Raw genomic sequence first — 15,591 nt, 5'->3', positions numbered from 1 at the left:
CCCGAAAAGCGGGCGGCGGTCAGCGCTCACCGAGCGATTCGTACCGGTCTCTGACGGTCTGGGTGTAGCGAGTGAGGAACTCAGCTTGTGAGACCTCGCCTGCACCACACTCTGTGAGCAGCGATTCAAGCCCGCCGCGGGGCTGGTGACAGAGGGCTGTGTCACACTGCTTACAGAGGTGTTCGAACTGTTTGCCATCGCGCTCCCAGCGGTTGCCGTACTTGTCGTATTCGCGCGCCTCTTTGCGAAGGACAGTTTTGCCACACGCGGTACAGGTGACAACCATGCTGGCCCGGGACTTCCGGGAACCCCACATGAGCGGGGATTTGATTCGGGAATATTTAGCTGTTGTTGCGGTCACAAATCTGCGGACGGACGATTTAATGTCCGGCGGTGACAGTCTCCGATATGGAAGTCAAATCTCGCCATCACCTTCGCAGTGACGAGGTGAAAGCCGTGACAGAAGCGCTTTCCGACGGACTCGGCGTTTCCCTCGATGCAAATAGTTTCGAACTCGTCGAGTTCAAAGACTCTGAGTTCGAGCTCATCCTCGTCGACGGTGCGGCGACGGTTGGCCGCCTCGACGACACGCCGTTTCTCACAGTTCGCGGCGCGAACGACTACCCACCAGAGCGCAACGTCGTGACGGTGGACGCCGGAGCCGTTTCGTTCGTCTCAGACGGCGCAGACGTGATGCGCCCGGGCATCGTCGAAGCCGACGACTCCATCGAAGAAGGCGACGTGGTCGCCATCGCAGAGGAAACCCACGGCAAAGTGCTCGCCATCGGCACGGCGCTCACCGCGGGCTCCGACATGGTCGGTGACTCGGGGAAAGTCGTCAAATCCATCCACTTCGTCGGCGACGAGTTGTACAACTTTACCGCCTAACAGAGCGGTTTGGTTTTAGTTATCCGACGAGTCGAGGCCGAGCGCTGCGGCCACGTCGAGGAGGCCTGCGCCGGACTCGTTTTCGCCGAGACCGATGTCTTCTGCTGAACTTGCGAGCGAAGAGCGCGTCTGCGTGTTCGAACTCCCGCTCGCCATGAGTTGAGCGGCCGCACCGGCGACGTGCGGTGTGGCCATCGACGTGCCCGAGAAGGTGTCGTAGCCGCCGACAACCGAGGAGTAGATGTCGGTGCCGGGGGCGGCAATGTCGACTTCTGGCCCTTGTGAGGAGAACCCGGAGAGGTTGTCAGCGGAGTCGGTCGAGGAGACGGCCATGACCGTCGAGTAGGCACCGGGGTAGCCAACGCAGTCCGTACACGGCCCGCTGTTCCCGGCCGCGCCGACGAGGAAGACCCCGTTATCGACGGCGTACTGGCAGGCGTCTTTGAGCGTTTGTGCACCACTGCTCGCGCCGAGGCTCATCGAGCCAACGTCGTAGCCCTGGTCTGCGGTCCACTCGATACCCGCGGCGACATCCGAGAGGTAGCCGCTACCGCGCTTGTCGAGGACTTTGACGGCGTGGAGCGTCGCGTCTGGGGCGACGCCGACGACGCCTTCTGCGTTGTCGATACCGGCGGCGATACCGGCACAGTGGGTGCCGTGGTCGTTGTCGTCGTCCCAGTCGTAGGCGTAGTTGCCCTTCGCCTTCGTGAACGCTTGGCCCGCGCCGAGATTCGCGGCGAGGTCGGGGTGGTCTGAGTCGATGCCCGTGTCGATAATTGCGAGGTCTGCGCCGCTTCCGGTGGAGCCGTTTGCGTGGGCAACGTCGGCGTCGACGCGGTCTACACCCCACGGTTGGGTCTGGGCCTGTGTGGTGACGCCATCGCCCGGTTTGTCCACGGCATGCATCGTGATGTCGTCTTCGACGTAGCGAACATCAGCGCGCGCACTGAGTTGCGCGATGGCTTGGTCTGAAAAGCGACCGGCGACTGCCTGCCCGTGTGCGCCAAAGTCGAGCGTGCGGTGGACGGTGTGGGCCTGCCCGCGCGCGTCGGCGCTCGCACCCGGAGAACTCGTCCCGACGATGCGTCGAGGCGGCTTCTCGGCTGCCGCACTGCCAACGAAAAGTGTGCCAACCGCACCAACAGCAGAGGTTTTCAGCAAGTTACGTCGTGTTAAATTTACGTCACGCATGTGTGCAATATTTACGACCGAGCCGCAGTATTTAAAACTTGGCCCGTGTTGGCATGGCACAGCGACCCGGCTGCATGTTGTCAAGCAGACCACGTCTGACGTAAAGCCTATACTCGAAGGAGTCGGTGTGTGTTCTATGGGATTTATGAACAAGCTGCTGGGTGAGCGTGGGTCACGACGGACCGACGACTACCTAGAGCTCAACATAGATGACTTCGAGGCCGCGGCTGGCGACGCGAAGATGCGCGTCCACATCGCCAAAATCGGCAATCAACAGGACGTTATCGCCATCAAAGACGCAATCTATGACGGCGACCTGGTCATCGCAGACATCACGCGTCACGCGACCGAAGACCGCACGATGCAACGCATCAGCGACGAACTCCAGCAGGTCGCCCAGGAAGTCGGTGGCGACATCGTCCAGAAAGACGACGACCAGCTCATCCTCACGCCAACCGGCGTCTCTATCAGCCGCCAGAAACTCGGCGGCCGCTAAGCGCGCTCGATTTTTCTCACCGCGGGCAAAACGTGCCCGGGAATATGAAAGGCCATGACAGACAGCGCGGCCTCACTCTGTGCTATTGACTCCCACCATAGTAGCACTCACTGAAGGCCAGTATGTTACTACGTACCATGCGACGATAAATCTAGGTATTATTTGCTGACTGTCCGAAAAATCGAAATCGAAATCGGCGGGGTTAGAAGTCGGGTGAGTCGTCTTCGACTTCGCGCTTCATCGACTTTCGGCGGCTCTTTGCGTCGCGACCCGTGGCTTCGAGCAGGAAATCATTTTTCGCGCTCACGGCGTCTGCAGCGTGGTCTGCGAGGCCTTTATCGAGGATCTCTTTTGCCTCTCGCTCTTCGAAGTGGACAGCGAGTTTGTCCTTTTTGCCGCTGTATTTGACAGCACCGGCAATGATGCGCGTGAACACTGGGTTCTTGGGTTCGCCAACGACGAAGAGGTCGCTCCCCTTGAAATCTTCCGTCCCCGTGATTGGACCAAAGTAGTCTTCGACGGTCGCTTTCATGTCGGGGATTCGCTCTTCGAGCGTCTCACCACGGCGCATCTTATACTCCTTCATGGACTGCTGTTTGTGTAGCCAGGTTTTACTCTTTTCGCGTCGCAACCCGGTCGAGATACCCCTGTTTGCACGACGGGCAGATGTCGCCTTCGCGCAGTGGTGATTCGCGCACCTCGGTCTCGAAGTTGCACTTCGGGCAGTGGAAGTGGCCTTCGCCCGGCCCTGTGGCTGGCGCAGGCGCTTCGAGGTCAGCCGCAGCATCGTCGCCCTCGCCGTCGCCGTTTCGCACCCAACTCGTGTCTTTCGGGTCAACGCGCTCTGGCTCGTCCGGCCACTCACCGGGGTTGCGCTGTGGCACCTCGTCTTCGTCGTCGGTGAGGATGATGCCGTCGTCTTGTTCGGGGTCTAAGTCGTCCAGTTCCTCGTACTGTTCTACCTCCGCTAAGTTCGGGGCCGTGTCGTGGCCCACGTCTGCGGCTTCGTGCTCGTCGATAATCTCGACGTCTTCGTCCGCAGGCTCAGCAGGCAGTTGGTCGGCTTCGTCAGTGTCGTCGGCCGGTTCGACCTCGGCGTCGTCGGGTTCTGTGACTACGGCCGCGTCGTCGTGAGGTGGTTCTGGCTCAGATTCGGGCGCTGGCTCCTGTGTGCCCGTCTCCATCGTCGTGACCTCTTTGGCTTCAGAGCGAATTTGTGTGTTTCCACAACGGTCACACACCTCGACTTCGCGCACCGTCACCACGACTTCGCTCCCGCGCTCCTCTCGCTCCCGTTCGACTTCCAGTTCCCCGTACCGGTGGCCGAGGAGCGAACACTTGAGACTCATTGGCAATTGCATCCCCACGTGCGAGTATAAGAGTACTGTTTCCTGTACTCGCGGAGGCCGCTTTTCGCGAAATTTCCACCTCGAACGGGGCGCGAAACAACAAGCAAGCTGACAGATGGGGGACAAGGGTAAGATGTATCCCGACATACAGTGGCGTATGAGGGCAAAGCGTGAGTATCGGAACCGCGACGCGACGGAGGTTGCGGTGCTCGACGCCTTGGTCGACAGAAAAGGCGAGGGGCTGACCGTATTCGAACTCAGAGCACACGCCGACATTTCCATCGATGAACTCGAAGGCGCACTGGCAAGCCTGAAAGACGCCGGGCTCATCGAGGTGACCGACGAAGGGACTCGCACCGTCATCCTCCCAGACGACAGGGTCGTTCCAGAACCGGGCGAGGCAGAAGACGAACCGTCACTGATAGACCGAATTCTCGGGAAGTTCTCGCCGTAGAGGGCGAGGTTTATTCCCGGCCAGCAAATACCACCAGCCATGACTGTCGTCGAGGGGTTCCACGAAGACCACGGCGCAACGTTCTATGAGCGCGGCGGCCGTCGCGTCGTCCGCCACTACGGGCGACCCGCTCAGGCGCACAAAGCCGTCCGAAACGTCGTTGGCGTCATCGAGATGGGCTACGGCGTCGTTCTCGTCTCCGGCGACGACCGCGTCGAGTTCGTGGACAACGCCATCTCGAACTCCGTCCCGGCCGACGACGGACAGGGTGTCTATTCACTGCTTCTCGACCCACAGGGCCGCGTCGAGCTGGACATGTACGTCTACAACGCGGGCGAGCGCCTTTTGCTGTTCACGCCGCCTGACCACGCACAAGCGCTCGCAGACGACTGGCAGGGTAAAACCTTCATCCAAGACGTGGACATCAGTGTCGCCACCGACGACTTCGCCGTGTTCGGCGTCCACGGCCCGAAAGCCACCGAAAAAATCGCAAGCGTGCTCACCGGCCCCGGCGCACCCGAAGGCCCGCTCTCGTTCGACCGTGGCTCGATGGGCGAGGCGGGCGTCACCGTAATTGCGACGGACGGCCCCACCGGCGAGGAGGGCTACGAAGTTGTCTGTACTGCCGACAAAGCAAGAGAAGTCCTCGACGCGCTCTTGTATTTCGGCATGGCGGCCAGTCCATTCGGTTACGAGACGTGGGACTCACTCACCCTCGAAGCCGGGACGCCACTCTTTGAAACCGAACTCGACGGCCAGATTCCGAACGTCGCGGGCATCCGCAACGCGCTCAACTTCGAGAAGGGCTGTTTCGTCGGCCAAGAGGTCGTCTCCCGAGTCGAAAACCGCGGCCAGCCAAGCCGCCGCCTCGTCGGAATCGTCTGTGAGGAACGTCCCGAAGCGGAGGCCACAGTCTCCGTTGATGGTGAGGCGGTTGGAACTGTGACCCGCGCCCTCCACAGTCCTTCCCGCGACGAACCACTCGCGCTTGCCTATGTCGAATACGGCGTGACAGAAACTGACGTGGCCGTGGGAGAGACAACTGGCACAATCGAATCGCTTCCGTTCGTCGAAGGCAGTCAACGCTCTGCGCGACTCCCATCCTACCTCGACTAATCCGCGGCCTATTTTCGCGACAACAGCGCCTTCAACTGCTCGCGCGAGGCGAGCGTCGTTGGCTTGTCCATGTGGACGCCAATCTCGCCCGCGAGCGTCCCGAGTCCCGCATTCTGCACCGGCGTTGGGAGTGAGTACGCTTTGCGAATCCACGCACCGAGACGAATTTCTGTGCGTAAATCGTCGCGCCACGCTCGTTCGTAGTCGCCGAGCGTTCCCGGGTCGTTGGGGTCAACCGTCGCCGCGGCGTGGTCTGCGGCCGTCATGCCATACACAATTCCACCGCCGGTGAACGGTTTCGTCTGGGCAGCGGCGTCGCCAATCAGCAAACTCCGACGGCCGGTCACGCGCTTTGGCGGGCCAATCGGAATCATGCCCGCACAGAAGTGCGAGGTTTCCACGTCGTAGCCGGAAACGAACTCGTCGAATAGCTCACGAGCGGTTGGCTCCGAGCCCGGAGGCGCGGCGAGGCCGTATTCGACACCCGCCTCACCGCGCGGGATGCGCCACGCGAAGAAGGATGGTGCCGTCAGGTGCACGTCCACGTACTCGCCGGGGTCGTCTTCCTCGGAGAAGGCAAGCACGCCCTGCAGTTTCTCGTTTGGTTCGGGAAGGCCACACTCGCGGCGTACCCGCGAGACGGGGCCATCACAGCCGACGACGATTTTTCCCTCGAAGGTTTCGGTTCCGTCCGGCGTTTGGGCCACAACCTCAACGTGGTCGCGGCGTTCCCTCACTGAGGTGACGCTGTGATTCTCGCGCAGGTCGGCACCCTCGTCGCGAGCCGTATCTGCGAGAATTTTGTCCAGGCCGACGCGGTCGATAACGTTCGAGATGACCTCGTGTTTGTAGAAGAGATGGGCGTCGCTGCCGGGGCCGCCCGTGTGGAATCGCGCGCCCGAGATTTCGTTCTGGAGGAGTTGCTCTCGCGCGCCCGGCGGCGTGAACTCCCAGAGGTCGGTGCTGACGTGCCCCGAACAAGCGAGTGGTTTGCCCACCTCGCCGCGTTCGAGCACGAGCACGTCGCGTCCGGCCTCGGCGGTGCGGCGTGCGAACCGCGACCCGGCCGGCCCTGCACCGACGACGACGAAGTCGTACATTGCCTTCGCCTAACTTTTCCGCCAGTATATACTTCCCGGCCTCTGCATGTTTCGTGCGAGCACTTATCAGTGAAAGCGCGGCCAGCAGGGCCATGTACTGAGGACAGCCACGAAGCCGCCGCGGGTGTCCGGCATCCGGCTTCGTGAGCAGGCTGTGCCGGCTGTTTGCCCTATTCGACGACCGCGAATCCGCGTGGCGTCAGCCCCGTATAGCGGCCGCTCCACGGTATCGAAAGCGACTGCCACGACTGTCCCGCATCCGATGAGCGGGAGATGCCGAGATTCGAGAACGCGTAGATAACGCCCGGTTTGCCGACCGTCGCCAGTTCGGCGCGAACCAGTCCGTCTCCTTCTCCGAGGTCGGCTCCGCATCGCTCCCACGCACCGCCCTCGCGTCGATAGACGAAGGACTCAGCAGACGACGGGTTGTGCGCCGAATACGGCCCAGCGGCCGCGCTGAGAATCACCGTGTCCGGGTCACCCGGGTCGGGCACAACGCTCCAACAGTAGCGGTGGTTCAAGCCATCCTGCAGGTGATTCCACGACTTTCCGCCGTCTCTCGACTCTGCGTAGCCGTCACCAGCCGCCGCGTAGACGCGACCGGGTGCGTCCGGATGGACGGCCAGCGAGTGGTTGTCGTAGCGCGAGCCGGAGGGCCGTTCGTGCCACGACTCGCCGCCGTCTTCGGAGTAGACGAACGCCCCGGCTTCGATGCCGACGTAGAGGCGGTCTGAGTCTGCCGGGTCAACCTCAATCCACCGGACGTGGTGGGTCGAAGGACGCGGAGGGAAGTACCACTCGTCAGCCGAAGGGAGGTCGGTGAGCGGCGAGAGCGACGTCCACGAGTCGCCACCATCGGTCGAGCGATAGACGGCGCTCGGTTCGGTGCCGACGTAGACGGTATCCGGGCCATGTGGACTCACGCGCGCTGACATCACCGCACCGTCGGTGACATCCTCGCCAACCTGTTCCCACGTATCGCCCGCATCAAGACTGCGCTGAAGCCCGGAATCAAACGTCCCGACGAACACGCGGTCGGGCGCAGCCGGTGAGACGGCGACGCATTCGAGCGAATGGCCGTCGAGACGTTCGGCGGTTTGCCAGTCGTCACCCCGGCCAGTAGCCACCACGAACACCTCGCGGAGCGGCGCGTAAATGGAGGTCATACTGAATGGTACGCGATCAGCGCAGAAAGAGATATGACCCGCTTAGTCGTCGGTCGTCAACGCCGGAGCTACGCGGTCTGCGCGCGGGCCGTCGAGTTCGATGTCGGGGAGCAAATCACGCAGATAGCGGCCAGTGTGAGAGTCGTCGTTTCTCGCGACCTCCTCTGGCGTGCCGCGGGCGACGATTTGCCCACCCTTCTCGCCGCCTTCCGGTCCGAGGTCGATGATGTGGTCTGCATTTTTCACGAGATCGAGTTCGTGTTCCACGACGACCACGCTGTTGCCGTTGTCCACGAGTCGCTGGAGTACCTCGATGAGTTTACGTTCGTCTTCTGAATGAAGGCCGGTCGTCGGCTCGTCTAAGAGATAGAGCGTCTCGCCAGTCTGTTTCTTGCCGAGTTCCTCGGCGAGTTTGACGCGCTGGGCCTCCCCGCCGGAGAGCGTGGTCGAGGGCTGTCCGAGACGCATGTAGTCGAGACCGACGTCCGAGAGCAGTTGCAGGCGGCGCTTGATGCGTGTGTCTGCCTCGAAGAATTCGAGGGCCTCCTCGATACTCATATCGAGCACGTCGGCGATGGTCTTGCCCTTGTACGCTACGTCGAGGGTCTCGTCGTTGTAGCGGTCGCCGCCACACTCCTCACACGGGACGTACACGTCTGAGAGAAAGTTCATCTCGATTTTGACCGTTCCCTGCCCGCCACACTCCTCACAGCGCCCGCCTTTCACGTTGAACGAGAAGCGCCCCTTCTCGTAGCCGCGCTGGCGGGCGAGTTTCGTCCGGGCAAACAGGTCACGGATGTAGTCGAACACGCCGGTGTAGGTCGCCGGGTTCGACCGCGGCGTGCGGCCGATCGGACTCTGGTCGATGAGGCGCACCGTCTCGATGGCGTCGAGACCGTCGATGGAGTCGTGGTCGCCGGGGTCGACGCTCGTGTTGTTGTTCATCGTCCGCGCGAGGCTCTTGTAGAGAATCTCGTGCATCAGCGTCGATTTCCCGGAGCCGGAGACGCCAGTCACAGCCGTGAAACACCCCAGCGGGATGTCCACGTCGAGGTTCTTGAGGTTGTGCTGGCGCGCACCACGGACGGTGATCGTCTCGTCCGGTTCACGGCGCTCTGCGGGCACGGGAATCGCCTTTCCGCCGGAGAGATACTCCGCGGTGATGGTGTCGGCGTCGAGGATTTCGTCGTAGGTTCCTTGGAAGACGACTTCGCCGCCGCGCTTGCCGGGACCGGGCCCCATGTCGATGATGTTATCCGCCCGGCGCATCGTCTCCTCGTCGTGTTCGACGACGATGAGCGTGTTCCCGATGTCGCGGAGTTCACAGAGCGTGTTGAGCAGGCGGTCGTTGTCGCGCTGGTGTAGCCCAATCGAGGGTTCGTCGAGCACGTAGAGCACGCCAACGAGGCCGGAGCCGATTTGCGTGGCGAGACGAATCCGTTGGCTCTCCCCGCCCGAGAGAGTCGCGGCCTCGCGGTCGAGCGTGAGGTATTCGAGCCCGACTTCGCACATGAACCCGAGGCGGGCGCGAATCTCTTTGAGAATCTCCGTGGCGATGGTTCGCTCGCGGTCGGTGAGCGTGTCTTCGAGCCCTTCGAAGTACGAGAGCGCATCACCGATGCTCATGCGGTTGACCTCGGGAAGTGACGTGCCCGAAACGAGCACCGCGCGCGATTCTGGCTTCAGCCGCGAGCCGTTACACGCAGGGCACGTCGTGACGGACATGAACTTCTCGATGTGCTCACGGGCGCGCTTGCTGTCGGTTTCGACATGGCGGCGTTCGAGGTTCGGGATGACGCCCTCGAACGGCTGTTTCTTGCGGCGAATGCCGTTTTTGGTTTTCCACTCGAACAGCACGTCCTCGCGGGTGCCGTAGAGGAATCCCTGTCTCACTTCCTCATCGAGTTCCTCGAACGGCGTGTCGAGCGAGACGTCGTAGTGGTCTGCCATCGAGTCGAGCTGGCGGCGGTAGTAGTTCCGGTTGTAGCTCCACGGCTCGAACACGTGCTTGAGCGGTTGGCTCGCGTCCTGAATCACGAGGGCTTCGTCGATTTCCTTCGTCTCGCCAAGCCCGGAACACTCGGGACACGCCCCGTACGGGCTGTTGAAGGAGAAACTCCGCGTCTCGACTTCGCTCAGGTCGATGCCACAGTGGGTACACGCAAGGTCTTCTGAGAACTCAACGACGAGGCGGCCGTCGTTTTCCGCATCCGCACCGAGTGACCCGGTCGAGCGAGTTTCAGAACCGAGGCGAACGCCCTCTGGCGGGTTCGGCAGAATGACCTTGATGACGCCCTCGGCTTCCCGAAGCGCGGTTTCGACGCTGTCGGTGATGCGCGAGCGCGCCTTTTCGGCGATTTTCACGCGGTCGACGATGACGTCGACGGTGTGGCGAAAGTTCTCATCAAGCGTCGGCTTTTCGACGGTGAGGTCGTACTCCTCGCCGTCGACTTCGACGCGCGAGTAGCCGTCGCTCACGAGGTCAGAGAACAGGTCTGCGAACGCGCCTTTCTGGTCGCGAACGACCGGTGCGGCGATTTTCGCTTTCGTCCCGTCCGGCAATTCGAGAATCCGGCGCACCATGTTCTGGGCGCTCTGTTCGCCGACTTCTCTCCCGCACTCGGGGCAGTGGGGAATCCCGACGCGGGCGTACAGCAGGCGCAGGTAGTCGTGGAGTTCGGTCACCGTCCCAACCGTCGAACGGGGGTTGTTTGCCCCGTTTTTCTGGTCGATGGAGATGGCCGGGGACAACCCCTCGACGCTCTCGACTTGTGGTTTGTCCATCTGCCCGAGGAAGTTGCGGGCGTAGGCGCTCAGACTCTCGATGTAGCGCCGTTGACCTTCGGCGTAGATGGTATCGAAGGCGAGCGACGACTTCCCCGACCCCGACAATCCGGTGACGACGGTGAACGTCTCGCGTGGTACGCGGACGTCGAGGTCTTTCAGGTTGTGCTCGTTGGCCCCCCGAACCTCGATGTAGTCCTTGCTCATCTACGCCTGCGTATGGACGGGAGGCGTGAAACGCTGTCGGTTAGGGTGTGAGACGGTGCCACGCGGGCGGGATAGAAAAGGAGTCGCTCATTGATGGCCGTACGTTTTAGCCGGTCACGAAACAACCAGCCGAGTATGGCACTCGATACCATGTTACTCGCGGTTGGCCCCCGCGATGCGAACAGCGTGAGCCGACTTGCACAGACAGTTATCGAAGTGGCGAAGCCGACTGGAGCAACCGTCGTGCTTGGCCACGTGTTCACCGAAGATGAGTTCGAGTCGGTGTTAGACCAACTCGATTACACCCCACAATCTCGTGCGGAGCCCGGTGAAGTCGCCCGACGCCACACGACGATTCGAGACCTCGCAGCGCACTTTGACGACGCTGGGGTATCATACGAAATCGAAGGCACAGTCGGAAATCACGGCGACGCAATCGTCACCCTCGCAGAGCAGGTCGATGCAGACCGCGTCGTCATCGGCGGGCGAAAGCGCTCCCCGACGGGCAAAGCGGTGTTTGGCTCGACGGCACAGGAAGTGCTCTTCGCTGCGTCGTGTCCGGTGACGTACGTCCGGAGAGACTGATTCGGAACAGGCCGGGCAAATCTCCTTAGTGGAGGCCAACTAACAGGTAGGTGTAATGCACCACGAAATCGACCACCGACCGTCGTTCGCCCTCGTGACCGTCCACCTCGACGCAGGCGAGGCAATCGTCACCGAAGCGGGTTCGATGGTCAGCTACACAGACGGCGTTGAAATCAAGACTTCTGCGAACGGCGGGATTCTCGGGTCGCTGAAACGCTCTGTCCTCGGCGGCGAGAGCTTCTTCATGAACACGTTCACTGCGAACGCAGACGGGCACGTCACGCTTGCCCCGCCGCTTCCCGGCGACGTGGTGAACCACGACATCGAAGACGAGACGCTCTACGTCCAATCAGGGTCGTTTCTCGCCGCAGATCCGAGCATCGATATCGACACGAAGTTCGGTGGCGGCCGGACGTTCTTCGGCGGCGAAGGATTGTTCTTGCTTAAACTCACCGGGACGGGCGAAACCTTCCTGTCGAGCTACGGCGCGATTCAGGAAGTCGACTTGGAAGCTGGCGAGAAATACATCGTTGACACCGGCCACGTCGTCGCGTTCGAGGAGACGACAAACTTCACGGTGAACAAAGTCGGCGGCCTCAAGTCCACGCTCCTGAGCGGCGAAGGCCTCGTCGTGACGTTCACCGGCCCCGGACGCATCTGGATGCAGACCCGGAGTGAAGACGCCTTCCTCTCGTGGCTCATCCCGCAGTTGCCCACCAACAACAGCAACTGAACCGCAAGTGGCCTGACCAAAACTGCCATATGTGCAACGGGTTTACATGGGGCATGCGCCGCAGACAGGTCCTCCAGGCTGCAGCCGCAGGCGCCACCCTCCCTCTTTTCAGTCATATCGGCACTGCGCAGGAATCCGGTTACGCACCAATCGCTCGCCTTGACCTCCCCCGTGTGAAAGAAGTGGTTGTGAGCGCCGACGGCGAAACCGCCTACGTCGCCCTGACCGACGGCTTTGCAACCGTCGATGTGAGTAGCCCCGCAAATCCGACGATACTCGCAGAAGAACGCGGATTGCTGAGCGACGTTGAGGGCGGCCCGCTTCGCGGCATCTACGACGTAAAAGTAGACGGTGACACCCTCCTCGTCGCCGGGCCAGCAAATCCCACGGCGAGACAAAATATCAACGCGCTCGTCATCTACGATGTTTCAGACCCGGCGAATCCGACCCAACGCGCCGTCTACGAGACGAACTTCTTCCACCACAACGTCTATCTCGAAGGCGACACCGCCTACCTCGGCGACAACGAACACGCCGACATCGACAGGCGAGAAAACGAACTCGTCATCGTCGATATCAGTGGCGAACCAGAGGAAGTCGGCCGCTGGTCGATTGCAGACCACGACGAGCGCTGGGCAGACATCAACACCAGCGTCTGGACGCTCCACGACCTTTTCGTCAAAGACGCCATCGCGTATCTCGTCTTCTGGGATGCAGGCACGTGGATTGTCAATTGTACAGACCCCGCGAATCCCGAATATCTGGGCAACGTGCGGACGCCCGACCCGGACGAACTCGCCCAACTCACCGACGACCAACTCAGCCAGCGGGTGTTCGAGCCGCCGGGCAACGACCACTACGTTACCGTCAACGACGACGCGACGGTCATGGGCGTTGGCGGCGAGTCGTGGGACGTAGACGCCTCTGACGATTCTGGTGGGCCAAGCGGCATCGAGCTGTTCGACATCTCCGATAAAACCGCCCCGGAGTCGCTCGTGATGATTGACCCACCGGAAACCGCAGACGCCACCTTCCAAGGCACGTGGACCACGTCGCACAACTTCGGCATCGCGGGCGACCGCCTCTACACCTCGTGGTATCAAGGCGGCGTGAAGATTCACGACATCGCAGACCCGGCCAATCCCGAGGAGCTCGCGTGGTGGCGCGCGCCCGACGAGACGAGTTTCTGGACGGCACAACTCGCCGTCTCCGGTGAGTTCTTCGTCGCGACTAGCCACGAGAATCCGAGCGCCAGTGGTGCCAGTGGCGCGGCGCTGTACACCTTCCCCGACCACGCAGGCGAGCAAGCAAATCCGCCGTCGTTGACGGAGACAGAAACCCCCACGCAGACGCAGACGGCGACGCAGACGACGGCCACGCAAACGACGACCCAAACCACGACAGCGGAGCCAACCACGACCACGCAGGAGACGACCACTGAGACCACCGGGCCGGGCTTTGGCGTCCCCACAGCGCTTGCCGGGGTCGGCCTCGGCGCGTGGCGCTCCCTGCGCCGAAAAGAACAGTCCGATTAAAGCGCGTTTTCGATGGCGGTCGCGACGCGGCGCGCTTTTTCCGCAAGTTCGGGAGAGATGTGACCCGCCTCGACCGCCGCATCGAGTTCGTCGTCATCGACGCGCTCGACCGTTCCGTCCGCGTGTTTGATGACGTCAACGTGCAAGTCTACGTAGCGGACGCTGTCGGGGAAGAGTTCGACCGGCGTACAGATGTTGACGTAGGTGCCTCGACGCTCGCCGTCTTGGCTTTTGTAGACGGTTGGATACCACCACTTGCCCTCGGTGAACTTTGTGACCGCCACGTCTCCAGCGCGCCGGGGCACGTCTAAGGCGTCGTAGGAGCCACCGGGCGACATCTCGCGGGTGAGGGTGATACGCTGTTTGTCCACGTCGCGGTCGGTGACCTTGCCCGACCCGAGCGTGATGAGGCGGCCCTCTGGTTTGCCGTGGCCAATCGCCAGCCGGTCGCCCGTCATCGGGCCGAACTGGCGGGTGACGGCGGCGAAGGGGAAGCCGCCGCTCGGGTCGCAGATTGCCTCTGCGAAGTCAACGGCGGCGCTTGCCCGGCGGTCTGCGGCCTTCGTCCGGTGGTGGCCGGGCATCGTCGTCGTCACGGCGCGGCGGTGGTCGTCGAGCGCGAAGCGAGACTCGCGGCCGAACCAGACCCAGCGCGTCGCATCGCCCGCGGAGAGCATCACGGGGGCGTCGGCTTCGGGTTCGGAAGCCGACGAAAGGGCCTGTTCGATGGCGGTTGCCTGCTCGACCGCACCCGAAAGTGCGTCGTCGAGGGCGTCAAGGCCGGCGTCGTCTGCGCCTCGACTCCAGTTTACGTACCAGCCCTCCGGCGGGTCGGTCGGCAAGAGGTCGCCGAGGGCCATCGGGCGCGTGCCGGAGGGTTGGCTCCCGCGGACAAGCGTAACGAGACCGCCCATCACTCTGAGTCGCGTGTCAACGACCGGCCGGTCGTCGCCCCACGGCGCGGCGGGGTCGCGCACCTGTACGCGGAGCGCGTCGCCTTCTTCGACGCGGTCGTCAACTTTCGAGTAGGGGAGAAAGCCGTCGCACTCGCCCAAGTCGACGATTGCGCCGCTGTTTTTCGTCTCCATCACGACGGCGTTGCAGATGGCTCCACGCGGAGCCGGGTCGTCCCACGAGAACGTGTCGATGCCAATCGAGAGCAGGTCGTGGAGGACGGAGACGGCGTCGTCGGTGCCGATGACCGAAACGCCCTGTCGGTCGGCAGTGGTCTCGACGGTCGCGTCGTACTCTGCCTCGGGGAACGATTCGTCGAACCGGTTCTGGATGGGTTCTGAGGCGAGGACCACGTCGTGGCCCGCCTCGTGGAGCAGGTGGGTGGTGGCGGTCGTGTAGATGCCGCGGACGCGAACGTTCATAGCGCGTCGCGCGAGGTGGCAAAGCGAACGCGGTCGTGGACCGTCGCGCCGAGTTTCAGTTCGACCACGTCGTCGGAGAGGACGCGTCCGCCTTCGACCGGGACGCCCCACGAATCAAAGCGGAGATAGCCACGGATGTCCGCCCCGTGGGTGAACAGGTCGCAGTAGGAAACGGTGTGTTCGGGGAACGTCGCGCGACTGTGGGCGAGGTCCATATCCGAGTAGACGGTGTCGTGGCCCTCGAAGAAGGCACGCAGGCGGTCTGCGTCTGCCTGTGTCGTCTCGACGATGGCCTGAGAGACAGTCTTCAGGTCGGAGAGCGAGAGGCCAGCATCACGAAGCGCCGTCTGCGTTCGCTGGTCAAAGTGCATGCTCCACGGTTGGGTGGGCGGGATTGAAAATAGCGCGGTCTCTGGTCAGTCGTCTGCGGGGGCGGCGGTCGGTGCGAGTTCGGCTGTCGCGGTTGGTTTGTCGTCTGCTGTCGCGGTTGGCTGGTCGTCGTCGGCTGTTCGTCGGTCTGTTTTTGGTGGGGCCGTGTAGAGCAGGCCTCTGCTCGTGCTGTACCGTGTCATGACCCAACACTCGGCACGAAGCGGGTGATAAAACTACCC

17 protein-coding genes are annotated in these 15,591 nt (G+C 62.4%); 7 read left to right on the top strand and 10 right to left on the bottom strand.

All coding sequences use genetic code 11. From position 1 onward, the window contains the following. Window positions 1-19 precede the first annotated feature (19 nt). Window positions 20-316 (bottom strand): hypothetical protein, encoded by a 297-nt coding sequence (locus tag V5N47_RS09505; protein WP_338727121.1) that lies wholly within the window; start codon window positions 314-316, stop codon window positions 20-22. Between the two features lie 92 nt (window positions 317-408). Between V5N47_RS09505 and V5N47_RS09500 the strand changes: the two genes are divergently transcribed. Next, on the top strand, window positions 409-888 hold the full coding sequence (locus V5N47_RS09500; protein ID WP_338727120.1) for an RNA-binding protein: 480 nt from the start codon (window positions 409-411) through the stop codon (window positions 886-888). A 15-nt stretch (window positions 889-903) separates the two neighbouring features. Here V5N47_RS09500 and V5N47_RS09495 read toward each other — a convergent pair whose 3' ends face one another. After that, window positions 904-2,079 carry a S8 family peptidase gene (locus V5N47_RS09495; RefSeq protein WP_338727119.1) on the bottom strand — a complete coding sequence of 392 codons (1,176 nt, stop codon included), beginning with the start codon at window positions 2,077-2,079 and terminating at the stop codon, window positions 904-906. A gap of 136 nt (window positions 2,080-2,215) precedes the next feature. Between V5N47_RS09495 and sepF the strand changes: the two genes are divergently transcribed. Continuing rightward, window positions 2,216-2,575, top strand: a complete 360-nt coding sequence (sepF, locus tag V5N47_RS09490) for a cell division protein SepF (protein ID WP_338727118.1) — start codon at window positions 2,216-2,218, stop codon at window positions 2,573-2,575. Between the two features lie 202 nt (window positions 2,576-2,777). On the opposite strand, the gene V5N47_RS09485 is transcribed toward sepF, so the two are convergent. Together V5N47_RS09485 and V5N47_RS09480 are read right to left on the bottom strand one after the other, a co-directional pair. Further along, window positions 2,778-3,161 carry a DUF5611 family protein gene (locus V5N47_RS09485; RefSeq protein WP_338727116.1) on the bottom strand — a complete coding sequence of 128 codons (384 nt, stop codon included), beginning with the start codon at window positions 3,159-3,161 and terminating at the stop codon, window positions 2,778-2,780. Between the two features lie 25 nt (window positions 3,162-3,186). Further along, window positions 3,187-3,924 (bottom strand): hypothetical protein, encoded by a 738-nt coding sequence (locus tag V5N47_RS09480; RefSeq protein WP_338727114.1) that lies wholly within the window; start codon window positions 3,922-3,924, stop codon window positions 3,187-3,189. A gap of 157 nt (window positions 3,925-4,081) precedes the next feature. Between V5N47_RS09480 and V5N47_RS09475 the strand changes: the two genes are divergently transcribed. Both V5N47_RS09475 and V5N47_RS09470 read left to right on the top strand, forming a co-directional pair. Beyond that, on the top strand, window positions 4,082-4,378 hold the full coding sequence (locus V5N47_RS09475) for a DUF6432 family protein (RefSeq protein WP_338727112.1): 297 nt from the start codon (window positions 4,082-4,084) through the stop codon (window positions 4,376-4,378). A gap of 39 nt (window positions 4,379-4,417) precedes the next feature. Then, on the top strand, window positions 4,418-5,494 hold the full coding sequence (locus V5N47_RS09470) for an aminomethyltransferase family protein (protein ID WP_338727110.1): 1,077 nt from the start codon (window positions 4,418-4,420) through the stop codon (window positions 5,492-5,494). Between the two features lie 8 nt (window positions 5,495-5,502). Here the strand turns inward: V5N47_RS09470 and V5N47_RS09465 are convergent, their stop codons facing one another. The 3 genes from V5N47_RS09465 to uvrA form a co-directional block, all read right to left on the bottom strand. After that, window positions 5,503-6,594: a geranylgeranyl reductase family protein gene (locus tag V5N47_RS09465; RefSeq protein WP_338727109.1), complete on the bottom strand. Its 1,092-nt coding sequence runs from the start codon at window positions 6,592-6,594 to the stop codon at window positions 5,503-5,505. 170 nt (window positions 6,595-6,764) lie between these two features. Next, window positions 6,765-7,760 carry a hypothetical protein gene (locus V5N47_RS09460; protein WP_338727107.1) on the bottom strand — a complete coding sequence of 332 codons (996 nt, stop codon included), beginning with the start codon at window positions 7,758-7,760 and terminating at the stop codon, window positions 6,765-6,767. A 42-nt stretch (window positions 7,761-7,802) separates the two neighbouring features. Further along, window positions 7,803-10,751, bottom strand: coding sequence for an excinuclease ABC subunit UvrA (gene uvrA / locus V5N47_RS09455; RefSeq protein ID WP_338727105.1), 2,949 nt, complete (start codon window positions 10,749-10,751; stop codon window positions 7,803-7,805). 135 nt (window positions 10,752-10,886) lie between these two features. Between uvrA and V5N47_RS09450 the strand changes: the two genes are divergently transcribed. The 3 genes from V5N47_RS09450 to V5N47_RS09440 are packed head-to-tail and all read left to right on the top strand — an operon-like array spanning window position 10,887 to window position 13,604. Beyond that, window positions 10,887-11,336, top strand: a complete 450-nt coding sequence (locus V5N47_RS09450) for a universal stress protein (RefSeq protein ID WP_338727103.1) — start codon at window positions 10,887-10,889, stop codon at window positions 11,334-11,336. A 55-nt stretch (window positions 11,337-11,391) separates the two neighbouring features. Then, window positions 11,392-12,069 (top strand): TIGR00266 family protein, encoded by a 678-nt coding sequence (locus tag V5N47_RS09445; protein WP_338727101.1) that lies wholly within the window; start codon window positions 11,392-11,394, stop codon window positions 12,067-12,069. 53 nt (window positions 12,070-12,122) lie between these two features. Continuing rightward, window positions 12,123-13,604, top strand: coding sequence for a hypothetical protein (locus tag V5N47_RS09440; protein WP_338727100.1), 1,482 nt, complete (start codon window positions 12,123-12,125; stop codon window positions 13,602-13,604). On the opposite strand, the gene V5N47_RS09435 is transcribed toward V5N47_RS09440, so the two are convergent. The 3 genes from V5N47_RS09435 to V5N47_RS09425 are packed head-to-tail and all read right to left on the bottom strand — an operon-like array spanning window position 13,601 to window position 15,552. Next, complete coding sequence (locus V5N47_RS09435) at window positions 13,601-14,980, bottom strand: DUF402 domain-containing protein (protein WP_338727099.1); 1,380 nt, start codon at window positions 14,978-14,980, stop codon at window positions 13,601-13,603. The two genes, V5N47_RS09440 and V5N47_RS09435, sit on opposite strands and share 4 nt — an antisense overlap. Continuing rightward, entirely contained in the window at window positions 14,977-15,351 is a 375-nt protein-coding gene (locus V5N47_RS09430) for a hypothetical protein (RefSeq protein WP_338727098.1), read from the bottom strand. Before V5N47_RS09430 ends, V5N47_RS09435 begins: the two co-directional genes overlap by 4 nt. Before the next feature lie 45 nt (window positions 15,352-15,396). Further along, complete coding sequence (locus V5N47_RS09425) at window positions 15,397-15,552, bottom strand: hypothetical protein (protein WP_338727096.1); 156 nt, start codon at window positions 15,550-15,552, stop codon at window positions 15,397-15,399. Window positions 15,553-15,591: the final 39 nt, after the last annotated feature.

The sequence above is a fragment of the Haladaptatus sp. DJG-WS-42 genome, from assembly GCF_037198285.1.
GTDB lineage: Archaea > Halobacteriota > Halobacteria > Halobacteriales > Halococcaceae > QDMS2.
This window is presented reverse-complemented; position numbering and strand designations above follow the sequence as displayed.